Annotated in this window: 13 protein-coding genes and 3 tRNA genes; 7 read left to right on the plus strand and 9 right to left on the minus strand. The window is 39.7% G+C overall.

The window, feature by feature from the left end; all coding sequences use genetic code 11:
- Positions 1–118 precede the first annotated feature (118 nt).
- The 5 genes from HMPREF2086_RS05945 to HMPREF2086_RS05965 all read left to right on the plus strand — a co-directional run bounded on the left by HMPREF2086_RS05945 (position 119) and on the right by HMPREF2086_RS05965 (position 3,260).
- Positions 119–604, plus strand: a complete 486-nt coding sequence (locus HMPREF2086_RS05945) for a peroxiredoxin (protein ID WP_023927863.1) — start codon at positions 119–121, stop codon at positions 602–604.
- Positions 605–698: 94 nt separating this feature from the next.
- The gene (gene serB, locus HMPREF2086_RS05950; protein WP_023927864.1) at positions 699–1,349 is read left to right on the plus strand and encodes a phosphoserine phosphatase SerB; all 651 of its coding nucleotides are present in this window, start codon (positions 699–701) and stop codon (positions 1,347–1,349) included.
- Positions 1,350–1,391: 42 nt separating this feature from the next.
- Complete coding sequence (locus HMPREF2086_RS10815) at positions 1,392–2,219, plus strand: beta/alpha barrel domain-containing protein (RefSeq protein ID WP_023927865.1); 828 nt, start codon at positions 1,392–1,394, stop codon at positions 2,217–2,219.
- Between the two features lie 241 nt (positions 2,220–2,460).
- Positions 2,461–2,538, plus strand: a tRNA-Met gene (locus HMPREF2086_RS05960).
- Between the two features lie 637 nt (positions 2,539–3,175).
- Positions 3,176–3,260, plus strand: a tRNA-Leu gene (locus HMPREF2086_RS05965).
- A 144-nt stretch (positions 3,261–3,404) separates the two neighbouring features.
- On the opposite strand, the gene HMPREF2086_RS05970 is transcribed toward HMPREF2086_RS05965, so the two are convergent.
- The 6 genes from HMPREF2086_RS05970 to HMPREF2086_RS05995 form a co-directional block, all read right to left on the minus strand.
- Positions 3,405–3,480: transfer RNA gene (locus tag HMPREF2086_RS05970), tRNA-Glu, on the minus strand.
- 10 nt (positions 3,481–3,490) lie between these two features.
- Positions 3,491–4,273, minus strand: a complete 783-nt coding sequence (locus tag HMPREF2086_RS05975; RefSeq protein ID WP_023927866.1) for an SPOR domain-containing protein — start codon at positions 4,271–4,273, stop codon at positions 3,491–3,493.
- 64 nt (positions 4,274–4,337) lie between these two features.
- Positions 4,338–4,880: a DUF1882 domain-containing protein gene (locus tag HMPREF2086_RS05980; protein WP_023927867.1), complete on the minus strand. Its 543-nt coding sequence runs from the start codon at positions 4,878–4,880 to the stop codon at positions 4,338–4,340.
- Between the two features lie 36 nt (positions 4,881–4,916).
- Positions 4,917–6,167 (minus strand): serine hydroxymethyltransferase, encoded by a 1,251-nt coding sequence (locus tag HMPREF2086_RS05985; protein ID WP_023927868.1) that lies wholly within the window; start codon positions 6,165–6,167, stop codon positions 4,917–4,919.
- Between the two features lie 192 nt (positions 6,168–6,359).
- Positions 6,360–8,060, minus strand: a complete 1,701-nt coding sequence (gene lysS, locus HMPREF2086_RS05990) for a lysine--tRNA ligase (protein WP_023927869.1) — start codon at positions 8,058–8,060, stop codon at positions 6,360–6,362.
- Positions 8,061–8,176: 116 nt separating this feature from the next.
- Complete coding sequence (locus tag HMPREF2086_RS05995; RefSeq protein ID WP_023927870.1) at positions 8,177–8,734, minus strand: CvpA family protein; 558 nt, start codon at positions 8,732–8,734, stop codon at positions 8,177–8,179.
- Between the two features lie 173 nt (positions 8,735–8,907).
- On the opposite strand from HMPREF2086_RS05995, the gene HMPREF2086_RS06000 reads away from it, so the two are divergent.
- Positions 8,908–10,512 (plus strand): apolipoprotein N-acyltransferase, encoded by a 1,605-nt coding sequence (locus tag HMPREF2086_RS06000; protein ID WP_023927871.1) that lies wholly within the window; start codon positions 8,908–8,910, stop codon positions 10,510–10,512.
- A 35-nt stretch (positions 10,513–10,547) separates the two neighbouring features.
- A complete protein-coding gene (locus tag HMPREF2086_RS06005; RefSeq protein ID WP_023927872.1) occupies positions 10,548–11,189 on the plus strand; it encodes an ABC transporter ATP-binding protein in 642 nt (213 codons plus the stop codon).
- Positions 11,190–11,269: 80 nt separating this feature from the next.
- Here HMPREF2086_RS06005 and uvrA read toward each other — a convergent pair whose 3' ends face one another.
- The 3 genes from uvrA to HMPREF2086_RS06020 form a co-directional block, all read right to left on the minus strand.
- Positions 11,270–14,134, minus strand: coding sequence for an excinuclease ABC subunit UvrA (uvrA, locus tag HMPREF2086_RS06010; RefSeq protein ID WP_023927873.1), 2,865 nt, complete (start codon positions 14,132–14,134; stop codon positions 11,270–11,272).
- Between the two features lie 56 nt (positions 14,135–14,190).
- Positions 14,191–14,469, minus strand: a complete 279-nt coding sequence (gene gatC / locus HMPREF2086_RS06015; RefSeq protein ID WP_023927874.1) for an Asp-tRNA(Asn)/Glu-tRNA(Gln) amidotransferase subunit GatC — start codon at positions 14,467–14,469, stop codon at positions 14,191–14,193.
- 61 nt (positions 14,470–14,530) lie between these two features.
- Complete coding sequence (locus HMPREF2086_RS06020; RefSeq protein WP_023927875.1) at positions 14,531–15,385, minus strand: BspA family leucine-rich repeat surface protein; 855 nt, start codon at positions 15,383–15,385, stop codon at positions 14,531–14,533.
- Between the last annotated feature and the right edge of the window lie 34 nt (positions 15,386–15,419).

The raw sequence follows: 15,419 nt of genomic DNA on the forward strand, positions 1-15,419 counted from the left end.
ACCAAGAAAAATTATCAAACTTTTGATATAATGCGGATTTTGCCAAAATCTTTGGCATTTTTGCTTTGGCATTTTTTTGCAATTTTTTACACAAATTTACTTCGACAAAGGACAACTTATGGCAGAATCCACAAAAACTAGCACAAAAAGCCCTAGACTTCAAGCGGGCGATAGCGCACCTGATTTTAGCTTGCCAAACGCACAAGGCGTAAAAGTTAGCTTGCAAGATTTTGGTAGCAAAATCATTGTGCTATATTTTTATCCCAAAGACAACACTTCAGGCTGCACCATACAAGCCCAAGATTTTAGCAATCTTTTAAGCGATTTTCTTGCCAAAAACGCCGTAGTAATCGGCATAAGCCCTGATAGCACAAAATCTCATCAAAATTTCATCGACAAATATAGCCTAGCTCATATCCTCCTAAGCGATGGCGATAAAAGTGTGGCTAGCTCTTACTTTGCCTATGGCAAAAAAATGATGTATGGCAAAGAAGTGCAAGGGATTATCCGCTCAACCTTTGTCGTGCAAAATGGCAAAATCCTCCACGCACTCTATAATGTCAAAGCAAAAGGACACGCACAAGCCGTGCTAGAGCTACTCTAGTATAGTTGCAAGATTTTGCAAGATAGCATAAAAAACCACGCCTAAAAACACCAAACAAACAAGCACAAAAATCTACAAAACTTAAGGAAGCAAAATGGATTCTAGCGTGATTTCGCCAAAAGGGCTAAAACTAGCCGTGTTTGACTTTGACTCTACGCTAATGGATGGCGAAACCATAGATGAGCTAGCAAAAGATTTTGGTGTGGGAAATGAAGTGAGTGCTATAACACATCGTGCAATGTCTGGCGAGCTAGATTTTTTTGAGAGCTTGCAAAAGCGAGTGGAATTTTTGCGCGGAATGAGTGAATCTAGGGCAAAAGAGATATGTGAGAATCTACCTTTGATGAATGGCGCAAAAAAATGCGTGCAATCACTAAAAAAGCGTGGAATCATCGTAGTGTGCTTTAGTGGTGGGTTTAGCCTTGCGACTAGACATTTTGCCAAAGTTCTTGGACTAGAGGCGGATTTTAGCAATATATTGCACGCGAAAAATGGCTATTTAAGCGGGCAAGTGGGAGGGGAAATGATGTTTAGCGATTCTAAGGGCATAATGCTAAAAAAAGTCCAAAATCTACTAAGAATAGATGAATCTAGCACTATGGTGGTAGGCGATGGGGCAAATGACATAAGTATGTTTGCTTATGCTGGTGTAAGGGTGGCTTTTTGTGCCAAAGAAGTGCTAAAAAAAAGCGCGAATGTTGTGATTGAAAATCGTGATTTAGTAGAGATTTTAGAGCATATTTAGACAAAGCGCGAGAATAAGCATCATAAGATTTTAGGAAGTTTTATGGGAGATTTTAGCGAAAACTTTGGCGCAAATTTTAATCAAAATTTTAGCCAAAGTTTTAATGCGGATTCTATGCCGTTTTTAGAAGCGATGATAAAATCCCAAGAAGAGATTTTACCTTTTGATTTGCTAGGACGAAGTTTGTCATATAATCCATACCCACCGCGTTTTAGAGAGATTTTCCCCACGCTATCGCTTTCAAAATCGCCTGAAAAATCGCCCACAAAATCACTTATAGATTTAAAAAAGTCAAGCAAAAACAACCCAGAAAACAACACAAAGCAAATGCCAAAAACATTGAGGGTGCAAGCATTTAGCTTTGTGGATTTGGCGCATTTGCAATCCCAAAATGCAAAAATCATTGTCCTAGACATCGCACGCGATAGTAGAGCAAACCCACGCGCAGAGGGGCTAGAGTGCATAAGCTATCTAAGGCACTATACAGACGCACTAATCATCGTGCAGGATTGTTTTATCTGCTTATATCAGATTTTGCAAGCCCTTGTTTATGGGGCAGACGCGCTACTTTTTAGTCATCTCTCCCCCAAAGGCAAGCTAAAAGAACTTATAGATTTTGCTTCACACTTGGGACTTGTAAGCCTACTAGAATCCACAAGCCTGCGTGAGATAAAAGAGGGGATTTTCGCAAAAGCAGATGGAGTATATTTACCAAAAGACTGCGTAGAGCTAGTCAAATATATCCCAAAGCGCAAGATTATCTGCATAGACGCAAAAGCAAGCGCAGAATCCACAAACCGCGTTGATTTTGTGCTAGAAGATTTTGCGTTGTGGGACTTGCGTTATAAAAGAATCTTGAGTTTTTTTTAAGTTATTTTTTACAGAAATAGTGATTTTGGAAATATCGATTTTTGGGTTTTATGCTTTTGTGTAGCGTTGTTTTGCAATGTAAGGATTTGAGCGATATTTACATAGTATTTTTGTGTAGCAATACTTATGCGATATTTTTATGTCGCAAGATTTAATAGCTTTGGCACAAAAATGCAAGCGATAAATCTAGCGCAAAATACTTGACTTTTAAGTCCATTTTGCCTATAATTTTGGGCTTGTTGTCAGGGTAGCTCAGCTGGTTTAGAGCGCTGGTCTCATAAGCCGGAGGTCGGGAGTTCAAGTCTCCCCCTTGACACCATTTTTCTTTCTATGCCTATCCTTTCCTCTTTTTTATTTTTTTTACCTCAAATCCAGCAAAATATTTTAGCACAAACACGGTAGGTAAAATCTCTCTTACTGCTGTTTAATCATATTATATTTGCTACCAAATTGTGATTTTTCTTTGAATGAGTTTTAAATTTAATTCCACGATAGATTAGCACTTGCTTACAAAAAGTGCTAAAAATGGCTTATGTAAACCTTGTCTAAGGTATTTTAGGATATGTATTTCCTATATAAAACCACCAAGAAAAATATATCTTAGCCTATTCCTAGCGATAGATAGAAACCGACAAAACTCTCCCGCCACATTATCTTGCCACCCACAGAGTGTAGTAGAGTATAGCAATGGATTTGCCACTATCTAATCGCTACAAAACCTAGCCCTAATAAATTTTTAGTAAGAAAAAACTAATAAATCTCATATTATGCCACCTAAAAAATTTGATAAATAAAAATCTTAAAAAATCACATATATAAGCAAATTAAGTCAAATACACGAAAAGTGTAAAAAATATGCTAGCAAGTTGATAATTTCTGCAAAAAGTTACAAAATATTTAGGATTTTTTAAACATTCTTTAGGTAGAATAGCAACTTTATTTTTTATCTTTCTTATGCGGAAGTGGCGAAATTGGCAGACGCACTAGACTTAGGATCTAGCGCCGCAAGGCATGGAGGTTCAAGTCCTCTCTTCCGCACCATACTTTTTACTTCATTTTCTATCCACACAAAAAAATACCTACAAAAATTCACAAAAATTCTTAAACACATTGACAAACTTCGGTAAAAACTAAAAAAAATACAAAAAGAAGTGTTAAGTAGAAAAAATATTAAAAAGAATTAAATGGCGACCCTTGAAAGATTCGAACTTTCGTAACTACCTAGAAAGGGTAGTATCCTTGACCGCTAGATGAAAGGGTCAATAAAAGGACTAGGGGATAAAAACGCGTATAGGACTTTCGCTAAAAATCCTTTGAACATCCTCCCTAGTGGGAGCTTGCGCTTCGCTTGGATATGGACCTAGCAGATAGCGAGTAGTGGTTAGCCCATTTTTATTTGTGGTTTTTTGGATACGATAGGAGTATTTTTTGACAAGTGCGACAAACTCCGCCTTTGGCTCTTTGCTAAAAGAGCCAAGCTGCCAATAAAATCCTGTCGTTGGCGCACCACCATTTGCGCTAAGTGTGCCTTGCTGTGGTTTTAGATTTTGTGGTGGCTGTGGGCTAGCAGGCTTAGGAGGTTGAGTTGTTGCTTGCTTTTGTGGAGATTGCTGGTTTGTATGCTGTGGGGCTGGATTTTGCGCTACGGCTTGGGTAGGTTGCTTAGATGATTGCTGTGATGAGCCTGTTAGGCGATTGATTATCATATCTAGGCTAGAGGTTTCTGCCTCATCTGGTTTTGGTGCTTCTTGCGGGTTTTGCATACCTTCTATGCCTTTTAGGAGAGAATCATCAATAGAACCCGCATCAAAATCTATGCCACCAAGATTTCCAAAGTCATTTTCAAATGGTGTAGCTATGCTTTTATCTATCGTGCCATCGCCTGATTTTGAGATTTTTTCCTCATTTGCTCCTAGAAATTTCCACATAAAAAACGCTACTAGCACGATTACAGCCACCGCCATAAGCACTACTATAATGCTTTTTTTGCCACTAGAAGACTTCTGTCGTGTGTTGCCTAGCAGGATTTCGCTTAGTTCATTTCTCTCGTCCATTGCTACTACTCCTTTGCGTTCCTGCGCGTTTGGATTCTCTGCATTTTTACTCCTTATTTATAGTTTAGAGATGTTTCGCCCAAGAAGCTCCGCGCTCTTTTGCATATACTTCATAAGGTAACGATAAAATATTAAATTCTTTTGGTAAATCGTTGTTAGGAAATACACGCCATTCTAAAGGAGTTTTTTGCCCAAGTTTTAGTGAAAGCATTCTAGCAAGCGTTTGCCCCTCGCTCAAAGAAGTGTGTCCTTTGTGGATATAGAGGTGAAGATGCCCCGGCGTCTTGGTGCTATAAGCTGTGAAATTGATAAACCCCTCTTCGCGAAAAAGTAGCTGTGCCTTGTGATAAAATCTCTCTGGGTCGCGTCCATTGTAATCAAACACGATATTTTCTACCTTATCCCCCGGGAGAATCAAACTATGTGCAGCGATAATTTTTTGGGCGAAATGGTCTTTTATGAGTTGGCTTGAAAGTAGAGAATCCACGCGCTCAAACTTATCAAACAAAAGCCTGCCATTATAGTGAATCTTTTGCCCTAGCCCAGCGATTTTTTTGTAGTAAAACGCTGTGTGGATTTTGATGAGTTTTAAATCCATTTCTGTCATTGCCTATCCTTAGTAAAACCAAAATATTAACAAAACCTAAAATATCGCCTTGTCATACACCACAAAACGAGAACTTAGCTCTTTTACCTCCGACAAAGTCGCCTTTTGGAGATTCTCATCTGTGATATTGTCCAAAATATCTGCGATTTTGCCCGCTATCCACTCAAACTCCGCTTCTTTCATTCCACGCGCTGTTAGTGCGGGCGAGCCTATGCGGATACCGCTTGTTACAAAAGGGCTTCGCTTCTCTCCGGGGACGGTGTTTTTATTTACAGTGATTCCAGCTCTGCCTAGTGCGATGTCCGCATCTTTGCCGCTAAAATCCTTTGTCAAAAAGCTCATCAAAATGAGATGATTATCACTCCCTCCGCTGACTAAATCATACCCCCTATTTATTAACACTTCTGCCATTTTGGAAATATTTGCCCTAACTTGTTTAGCATAATCTTTCCATTGAGGCTTTAGATTTTCCCTAAATCCAACCGCTTTTGCCGCTATGACATTCATAAGCGGTCCACCTTGAATCCCGGGAAAAATACTTTTGTTTATCTTGGTGGCGATTTCTTCATTGTTTGTTAGAATGATTCCTCCTCGTGGTCCTCGCAAAGTCTTGTGTGTAGTTGTCGTTACGACATCGCAATGTGGAAATGGGTTTGGATTTTCCCCTGCGACTACAAGCCCTGCAATATGCGCTATATCAGCCATAAGTATCGCTCCCACCTCATCTGCAATCTCTCTAAACTTAGCAAAATCTAGCTTGCGCGTATATGCTGAAAATCCCGCGACTAAAATCTTTGGCTTCACTGCATAAGCGATATTTGCTAGCTTTTCGTAGTTGATTTTGCCATCTAGCTCTACCCCATAAGAAAAGCTATGGTAAGTCTGCCCAGAAGAGCTCACTTTCGCGCCGTGCGTGAGATGTCCTCCGTGGCTTAAATCCATTCCCAAAATCTTATCATAGGGCTTTAAAAGCGCGTTATAAACCGCACCATTTGCTTGTGAGCCCGAATGAGGCTGGACATTTGCATACTCACAGCCAAATAGCTTCTTTGCTCGCTCAATCGCAATAGACTCAATTTCATCGACAAACTCACAGCCGCCATAATATCGCTTGCTTGGATAGCCCTCTGCGTATTTGTTGGTAAGCACACTACCTAGTGCTTCCATAACGGCTGGAAAAGTATAATTCTCGCTTGCTATCATTTCTAGGTGTTGATTTTGTCGGGTGAGTTCTTTTTGTAGTAAGTCATATATGTCTTTATCATCAGATTCTAGGCGGTAGGGCATTTTTCTCTCCTTGGTTTTTTTTGTATATTTTGAGTTTTTGTGTTTGTTGTCTTGGCTATTTTATGTTGTCTTAGCTTGAGGCTATTTTTGCAAAGCTAATCTTGCAAAACCCTGCACTACAAATCGACATTTTCACACTTTTTGTTAGATTTTTGGTTAATCTTTACTTAACTTTTTGTTATTAAAACCCCCTTAGATTTTGTTTTTATCTTCTTTTTTAGGTTTTGTATTTGATTCTTGGCTAGATTCTGCGCCAAAGTCCTCTTTCATCGGCTTCATCGCAGGAAATAGTAGCACATCTTTGATTGTCCTTGCGTTTGTCAGAAGCATAACAAGCCTATCAATTCCTATGCCCTGCCCCGCTGTGGGTGGCATACCATAGCCAAGTGCCCACACAAAATCCTCGTCCATATACTGCGCTTCCTCATCGCCCTTTTCTTTTTGGGCTACTTGTGAGCGAAATCTATCTAACTGGTCTAGCGGGTCATTTAGCTCGCTAAATCCATTGGCAATCTCCTTGCCACCGATAAATAGCTCAAACCTATCTGCTTTGCTAGAATCGCTATCATTTCGCCTAGCAAGCGGACTAATGTCGATAGGATACTGCGTGATGAAAGTGGGATTTATAAGATGAGATTCTACAAACTCGCTAAACGCACTATCAAGTAGCTTGCCATAGCTCATATTTGGTTCTAGTTTTACGCCCCTTTTTACAAGGTATTGGCGTAGTTTTTCCTCATCTGTGAGAATCTCTCGTGCAATCCCACCGACTTGCTCCAAGCTATCCTCATAGCTCAAAATCTGCCATTTACCAAAGTCAATATAGCTAGACTGCCCCCTAGAATCCTCGCTATGATTTTGGCTAGAATCGCCACCACCAAAATCACTAGAATCACCCCCATTAGAATTACTCTGTGTGTCAAAATCTCCATTTGATTCTTTACTAGAATCCAAAAAAGGAACTTTTTGGCTCATTCCTAGATTTTCTAGCAAATAGGAGAAAAATTCCTTTGTCAAGGCAATTAAATCCTCATAAGTATGATAAGCCCAATAAAACTCTATCATACTAAATTCTGGGTTGTGGCTGTGGTCCATTCCCTCATTGCGAAAGTTTCTATTTAGCTCAAATACCGCTTCAAACCCCCCTACAATAAGTCGCTTGAGATATAGCTCTGGCGCGATTCGCAGATACCTATCCACACCTAGCGCATTGTGGTGTGTGATAAATGGCTTGGCATTTGCGCCCCCGGGTATAGGGTGTAGCATAGGCGTTTCTACTTCTAAAAACCCTTTTTCCTCAAAAAATCTCCGCACAAGGCTAACGATTTTGCTACGAAGTTTAAAAACCTCTCTCACTTCGCTATTTACGATTAAGTCCACATATCTTTGACGATAGCGAAGCTCCACATCTGTTAGCCCGTGAAATTTCTCTGGCAATGGCACAATGGCTTTAGTCAATATCTTAAAACCTTTTGCGTGGATACTTAGCTCGCCCATCTTGGTTACAAAGCCAAATCCCTCTACACTGACTATGTCGCCTACTTCAAGGAGCTTTTTTACCACTTCCCACGAAGTCTCATCTAAATCATTTAAGCAAAGATATGCTTGCAAAATGCCACTTTCATCTTGGATTTTGACAAAGCAAGCTTTGCCCATAAGGCGGATAAAGCGCACACGCCCAACTATTGTTTCATTTTGTATTTCATCTTGTGTTTCGCTAGATTCAGTTTCTTGGCTAGATTCTGCGTCTTGCGTTTTTAGATAGGCATATTTTTGTAGAAATTCTGCATTTGTTATTGTGCGTTTTGTGCCGTTTGCATAAGGATTTAGGTTTTTTTCTCTTAAAGTATGTGCTTTTTTTATTCGCTGTTGTATATAAGTGTTTTCAAACATCTTGCTTGTTTCTTTGCCTTTCTTAGTTTATTTTATTTGCGCCATTTGATTCTTTGGATTATAGTTTTTTATAATCTTTAGATTTTGCTTTATTGCCCAAATCTTTTATAGAAAATCTACTTTTTGCCTTTTATGCTTTTTTGCACATTTTGCAGTGGTTCAGGCACTTGCGGTAGATTTTGCTTTGCGCTATCGACTATTGGAAAATGTATAACAAATTCCGCTGCTTTTAGCATTTTTAGGTATATTTGGCTATTCTCTCGCGCTACTTTGCCGACATTTTCTTCGATAAACTTCACTTGAGATAGGCAGTATGCAATAATGCTAAAAATAAAAAATGTCTTTACGGAGCAAAAAACAAAACCAAGTGTTTTATTTAAAAAATCCAACCCCATAAAAGTAAATGTCCTAGAAAGCGCGTAAGCAACGAGCATAAAAAATATCCAGCTCACACCAAGCACCACAAAAAATCCAAGCACAGTATGAATGGTTTTACTATTAAAATCGTAGATTTGGGTTAGCACTTCGCCCACAGGTATCGCAAACATAGAGCCTAGATACACGCCAATAAGGATACCTAGCAGGCTACACACTTCTCTAATAAATCCATTTGCAAAACCGCGAAAACCAAACACGACAATAACAACAATCAAGCCCGCATCAATATAATTCATTTTTCACCACTCTTTTTGATTTTGTATTTTTAGCAATTCTGCCAAAATTTTACTTTTAGATTTTGGGGTTTTATTTTTGGATTTTATTTTGAAATTTAGCCAAAAAAGGCTATTATTCTAGCTTATTTTCACTTAAAAATCAATTTTCACTTAAAAAATTGTAAGGAAAATCCTTGAAAAAAAATCCACAAAAAAACAACTCCTCAAAAAAATCCCCCACCTCATATTTGCATTTTTACAAAATTCTTAAAAATATGATAGATTTTTTTCGCGCCAAACTAGATTTTATCGCCAATATCCCCAAACTTTCTTTGCCATCTTTGGTGCGATTTGACAAATCCCAATGGCAAAATTTTGCTTTGCTAAATTATTATGGTTTGATTTTTGGGATTCTCTTTAGTGCGTGGCTGTATGCGTTTGTAGGGATTGTGGAAGTATGTGGTGGCTTTAGTGATAACGTGTCTATGTGGCTTAATATGTTTGGAGTGATTGCATTAAGTGCGCTTGGGATTGTTAGTATAGCTTGCTATCTGCTTGCGCCTGTTAGGATACGATTTTATTTTGGATTTTTTGCAGGGATTTTACTTTTGTATTGGATTGCACTCTCATTTCGCTACACTCCATTCCCATTTCTTATACCTCTTGTGTGGCTTGGGATTGGTTTAATCATTGGGGCGATTTTTTGGGTATTGCTTTTTTTTAAACATATCATTTTTAGGATTTTCACACTTATGATTTTGGGGAGTATCCACCCTTTTGGATTTGATTGGCTTGTGCCACAAAGTTTTTTTGCATATAGTGCATTTGGTGTGAGTGAGTGGGATTTCTTCTTTGTCGTTGTAGGGGTGGCACTGCTAGTAGTAGCATTGCTTAGAAGTGATATAAACTTCCCCAAAAAGTCAAAAAAATCTCACTCCTCTAGTCTCCGTCCTAGTGTCCGCATCTATATAGGATTTTTTGGTGTGATAAGTTTGGCTTTGGCACTTGATATAGACGGACTAGGAGGGAAGCACACTCAAACTAGCACAGATTCTAGCACGCAACTTATCGCAAAATCTAGCACAGATTCTAGCGATTTGTTTTTAAGAGGAAATTTTGCCCTTGCCCAAACCTACTTTAAGCAAGATTTCAAATGGAGCAAAAGCGCGCTAGATGAGATAAAAGAAACGACATTTAGCACCATAGAGCAAGCAAAAATAAATGGCAAAAAAGCTATCATCTTGCCTGAAACGATACTGCCAATCGTGCTAGATTCTCAAATCGCCACTTTAGAGGAGCTACAAAGCATTTCAGATGATATTGCTATCATTTTGGGGGCGTTTAGTAAGCCAAATTTTAACTCCACTTATATCATTCACAAAGGCGAAGTGCAAATCCTAAACAAAGTGATTCTAGCTCCATTTGGCGAAAAAATGCCACTGCCTGACTTTCTAGCAAAGCCACTTTTGAAGCTGTTTTTTGGGATTGATGAGGGGCTAGATTCTGCTAGTGCGCCACAAGATTTTGTCCTTTTTGAGCGTGTGTTTCGCAATGCTATTTGCTATGAGGGGACAAGCAAAGAACTATATGCTGATAGCCCAAACCTCGTAGTGATGATAAGCAATAATGGCTGGTTTTATCCAAGCATTGAGCCATATTTGCAACGAACCCTTATGAAATATTACGCAAGAAAAGCAAAAAGCACGATTTTGCACTCTGCAAATCTTTCGCCCTCTTTTATCCTATCATCAAAAGTGCTTGATGATAATTTTGATACCGTGATACATATCAAGGATTAAAAAAAATCAAAAAACTAAAATACAAAGGAAAAACAATGCTACTAAGCGCGAAAAATGTCAGCCATAGTTTTGAGACACTTTTATATGAGGGGGTGGATTTGGAATTACAAGAGGGAGAGAGTATCGCTATTTTGGGTGTATCTGGCAGTGGCAAATCCACACTTCTAGCAAATCTATCCACTATGCTAGCACCAAAAAGTGGCACTATCTCACTGCTAGATTCTAGTGATGTTTACACACTAAGGCCGAATGAGCGACTAAAGCTGCTGCGCGAAAATCTAGGCATAATCTTTCAAGCACATTATCTTTTTCGCGGTTTTAGCGCACTAGAAAATCTCCAAGTAAGCGCGACACTCACGCAAAAGCCTATCGATATGGAGCTACTAGAAAATCTAGGTATAGCCCACACTCTCCACCAAAACTCCGCTGATTTATCAGGCGGGCAACAGCAACGACTATCTATCGCTCGCGTGCTACTAAAAAAACCTCGCATAATCTATGCCGATGAGCCAACGGGCAATCTTGACAAAAACACCGCGATAAGCGTGATGAACGCCTTGCAAGAATACATCTCTCATCATAAAGCAGGGCTTATCATCGCTACTCACGATGAAAGCATAGCAAAATCTTGCACATACACCTACACTATCCACCAAAAAGGCTTACGACAAATCTAATAACCACCCCCCTTTTTTTTTTGGATTCTAAAACTTTAAAAACACCCGCTTATCGTTATTTATTACTATCTAGTAATTATCTAGGATTTTTTACATTTTTGAGATTCAAACTCTTGTGCTAGAAATCTTGCTGTGTAGCTACGACTTTTTTTGGCGTTTTTTATGAAATCTACCACCTTGCCACTATCGACCACCTTTCCACCTTTTGCCCCACCCTCTGGTCCCATATCGATTATATAATCAGCGTTTTTGATTAAATCTAAATTATGCTCGACAACAATCACACTATTGCCTAGCTCGACTAGATGATGAAGCACACGCGTTAGCTTATCGACATCGCCGAAGTGTAGTCCCGTAGTTGGCTCATCTAGCACATATAGCGTGCGCCCCGTGTCTTTGCGACTTAGCTCCTTTGCGAGTTTGATTCTTTGGGCTTCGCCACCGCTTAGCGTTAGGGCATTTTGTCCTAGCTGGATATAGCCAAGCCCGACATCTTGCAAAGTTTTTAGCTTTTGATAGATTCTAGGGATTTTGGCGAAAAATTCGCACGCGCTATCCACACTCATCGCTAGCACTTCGGCTATGGATTTTCCCTTGTATTTGATTGACAAAGTTTGTGGGTTGTATTTCGCACCATTACACAAATCACACTTCACCATTACATCTGGTAAAAAGTGCATTTCTATGCGGATTTCGCCCTCGCCCTGACATTTCTCGCACCTCCCGCCTTTGACATTGAAGCTAAAGCGACTTACCCCAAAACCTAGCATTTTTGCTTCTTTGACTTGGGCAAATAACGCACGGATTTCGTCCATTGTGCCTGTGTATGTGGCAGGGTTGCTTCTTGGAGTGCGCCCGATAGGTGTCTGGTCTAGGTAGATTACTTTGTCTAAATGCTCTAGCCCTAGTATTTCTACGCCATCGCATTTTTTGATTTTTCTAGCATTGTTTAGAATCTCTTGGGCTACGGGAAGTAGCGTCTGAAGTATGAGAGAGCTTTTGCCACTTCCACTCACGCCCGTTACACACACAAAATTACCAAGCGGAATCTTTACACTTAGATTTTTTATATTGTTTATCGTTACGCTTGAGATAGTTAGCCACTCTTTTTGAGCGCGATTTTGCGGATAAAAAATATCTTTTTTGCGGTTTATGTATTCAGCCGTAAGCGTGTTTGCGCTTAGCATTCCACGCAAATCCCCACTATAAATCACCTCCCCACCACGATTGCCTGCCCCTGGTCCTATATCTACGATAAAATCCGCATTTATTATCGTCTCTCTATCGTGCTCGACTACGATTACGGTGTTGCCTTTTTCTTGCAGACTTCTAAGTGTTTTTATGAGCTTTAGGGTATCGCGCTCGTGCAAGCCGATACTTGGCTCATCTAGCACATACATTACACCTGTTAGCCCACTACCGATTTGGCTTGCTATGCGGATTCTTTGGGACTCTCCACCGCTTATAGTGCGTGCGTCTCTACCAAGAGTGAGATAGCCTAGCCCCACATCTACCAAAAAAAACAGCCTCTCTCTTAGCTCCTTTAGAATCGGCTCGGCTATCATTGTTTCTTGTGCATTTAGATGAGTGAAGTTTGCTTCTTTGGCAAAAAAAGCATAGCTCTCCTCTATGGGCATATCAATAACTTCGCCGATGCCTTTGCTAGAGACTTTTACGCTTAGAGATTCTGGCTTTAGTCTATGTGCTTTGCACGCACTGCAAGGCTTCTCACTCATATAGTCTGCCAAATCCCTCTCATCTCTAAACATATCGTGAGCTATGGCTAAAATCCCTTTCCACTCGCGCTTTAGCTTGCTCCCTCGCCACTCCAGCACAACCTCTTTGCCTCCGTTATAAAGCAAAGAATCTTGCTGTTGTTTGCTTAGCTCATCAAAGCTAGATTTTGTATCTATCCCCTCTGCTTTACAAAAAGCGCGAAACAGCTCGGCATAATAGCTACGATTGTAGCCAAAAATGACTTTTATGCCACCCTCTAGCAAGGGTAGCGAGGTGTTTAAAATCTTTTTTATATCAAGCGTATATGTGCTACCTAGCCCACCGCACATATCACACGCGCCTTTGGGGGAATTAAAACTAAAGCTAAGTGGCTCTAGTGGCTCAAAGCTTACCTTACAATCAAAGCAAGCAAAATGTTCAGAATAATGCACTATCTTGGATTCTGCGCTAGAATCTGCAATGCTAGATTGCTCTTTAGAGTCTTTAGATTCTAGCGTGTATTCGATTTCTACTTCGCCATAAGATTCATTTAGGGCTTTTTCTACGGCTTGGGCAAGTCGGGTTTTGTTTTCATCAGTATTTGTTAGCCTATCAATGACAACTTTTATCGTATGTTTTTTGCTTTTTGATAGCTCTATTTCCTCATCAAGTCGGGTAATGACACCATTTATCTGCGCTCGGACAAAGCCTTTTTGTCGCAAGTCTTGGAGTTTATCAGCAAATGTCCCCTTTTTTTCGCGCACTATGGGGGAGAGAATCATCATTTTTGCATTGCTTGGCAATGATAAAACTTGAGAGATAATATCACTTGAACTCATCTGTGAGATAGGCTTGCCACACAGATGACAATGCTGCTTGCCCACCCTTGCATAAAGCAAGCGCAAATAGTCATAAATTTCAGTTATCGTCCCAACCGTAGAGCGCGGATTTTTAGAAGTAGTCTTTTGGTCGATAGCAATCGCAGGGGTTAGCCCCTCAATTTTATCAACCTCTGGCTTGCCTACCCTATCCAAAAACTGCCTAGCATAGCTTGATAGAGACTCGATATATCGCCTCTGCCCCTCTGCATAGAGCGTATCAAATGCAAGGGTTGATTTGCCACTACCTGAAAGCCCTGTGAAAACCACTAGTTTATTTTTTGGGATTGTTAGGCTTAGATTTTTGAGATTGTTTTCTCTCGCGCCTATGATATGGATAAAATCTTGCATCACACTACTTGAAGTCTATTTTAGATTGTATTTTGGTTTGTTGCAAATTGCGTTGTTTATTCAATGATTTTAGGCACGATAAAAAAGCCATCTTGTGTGCTTGGTGCGTTTGCTAGCACTTCTTTTGCTATTGTTGATTGCTTTGGCTCATCAGCTCTTAGTGGTGTTTTTTCATTGTTTGTGAGCGTAATAGAATCCGTATCAATGCTATTTAGATTTTCTACAAAGTTCAAAATCTCACTAAGATTTTCGCGCACTTTTTCTTTGTGCTCATCATCGATTTCTATCATCGCCAATCGTTGCAACTTACCTAGCAATTCATCATCAATTTGCATTTTCACTCCTTATTGTCTCTGCTACAATGCTTTTTCAAAATCTACGCTTTTTTATCGCTCTTTATCGTATTGCGCGTTTTTTATACCATTTTGGTGGCTTAGATTCTAGCCCAGAGCCCTCAAACATATCATCGACATCGACACCTTTATCTAGCTTCCCTCCCCACGCTTCCAAATCCTGCTGAAACGATTCTGCATCTGAAAACATACTTCCCATACTCTCTATACCGCTCATATCCCATTTATTAAGTGGTTGATTAAAGTTTTTTGCACCAGCAAACATAGAAGTCATATCCTCGACATTTTCGACATTCCAAGAATTTAGTGGCTGATTAAACGCTTTTGCCCCAGCAAACATAAAAGTCATCACTTCGACATTGCTTACATCCCACTTATCAAGTGGTTTGTTAAACGCACTTGCATTATGAAACATTGCGTGCATTCGCTCTACATTGCTGACATTCCAGTCGCTTATATCTTGGTTGAAAGTTTTTGCACCTTGAAACATAAAACTCATATTTTCCACATTGCTTGTATCCCACAGCTCTATCCCGCTATAATCCCTTGAAGCAAGCACATCATCGCCTTTAAGCCCTTGAATAGCAAATAGAGAACTCATATCAGTAATTTTGCTTGTGTTTATCTCGCCTAGATTCACGCTTGGCTTACGCACTAGAATCATTAGCTCTTTTTTGGTTTTAGGGAAATACTTGTATTTTCTTGCGACTTTTGATGTGCTTTTGCTTGATTTTGCGCTTGGGTTTACGGGGTATTTTGCCATTTCACTTGAAATGAGGGCTTTTACCTCCTCCATATAGCACTTGCACGCACAGCCAAATAGTGCCATTCCCACACTTACACTTGCTAGAAGCACAAGAATTTTTTTAAATTTTTTTGAAGTGTTGTGATTTTGCATTTTCTCTCCTTAGTTGTTGTGGATTTTTATGGTT

This window comes from Helicobacter macacae MIT 99-5501, from assembly GCF_000507845.1.
Classification (GTDB): Bacteria; Campylobacterota; Campylobacteria; order Campylobacterales; family Helicobacteraceae; genus Helicobacter_B; species Helicobacter_B macacae.

What these genes read in the sequence shown, in the direction of transcription:
- HMPREF2086_RS05985 (WP_023927868.1), bottom strand. Translation starts at nt 6,167, where the DNA reads ATGCCCTACCGCCTAGAATCTGATGATAAAGACATATATGACTTACTA.
- gatC (WP_023927874.1), bottom strand. Translation starts at nt 14,469, where the DNA reads ATGCAAATTGATGATGAATTGCTAGGTAAGTTGCAACGATTGGCGATG.
- HMPREF2086_RS05945 (WP_023927863.1), top strand. Translation starts at nt 119, where the DNA reads ATGGCAGAATCCACAAAAACTAGCACAAAAAGCCCTAGACTTCAAGCG.
- HMPREF2086_RS05995 (WP_023927870.1), bottom strand. Translation starts at nt 8,734, where the DNA reads ATGAATTATATTGATGCGGGCTTGATTGTTGTTATTGTCGTGTTTGGT.
- HMPREF2086_RS06005 (WP_023927872.1), top strand. Translation starts at nt 10,548, where the DNA reads ATGCTACTAAGCGCGAAAAATGTCAGCCATAGTTTTGAGACACTTTTA.
- uvrA (WP_023927873.1), bottom strand. Translation starts at nt 14,134, where the DNA reads ATGCAAGATTTTATCCATATCATAGGCGCGAGAGAAAACAATCTCAAA.
- HMPREF2086_RS05980 (WP_023927867.1), bottom strand. Translation starts at nt 4,880, where the DNA reads ATGACAGAAATGGATTTAAAACTCATCAAAATCCACACAGCGTTTTAC.
- serB (WP_023927864.1), top strand. Translation starts at nt 699, where the DNA reads ATGGATTCTAGCGTGATTTCGCCAAAAGGGCTAAAACTAGCCGTGTTT.
- HMPREF2086_RS10815 (WP_023927865.1), top strand. Translation starts at nt 1,392, where the DNA reads ATGGGAGATTTTAGCGAAAACTTTGGCGCAAATTTTAATCAAAATTTT.
- lysS (WP_023927869.1), bottom strand. Translation starts at nt 8,060, where the DNA reads ATGTTTGAAAACACTTATATACAACAGCGAATAAAAAAAGCACATACT.
- HMPREF2086_RS06020 (WP_023927875.1), bottom strand. Translation starts at nt 15,385, where the DNA reads ATGCAAAATCACAACACTTCAAAAAAATTTAAAAAAATTCTTGTGCTT.
- HMPREF2086_RS05975 (WP_023927866.1), bottom strand. Translation starts at nt 4,273, where the DNA reads ATGGACGAGAGAAATGAACTAAGCGAAATCCTGCTAGGCAACACACGA.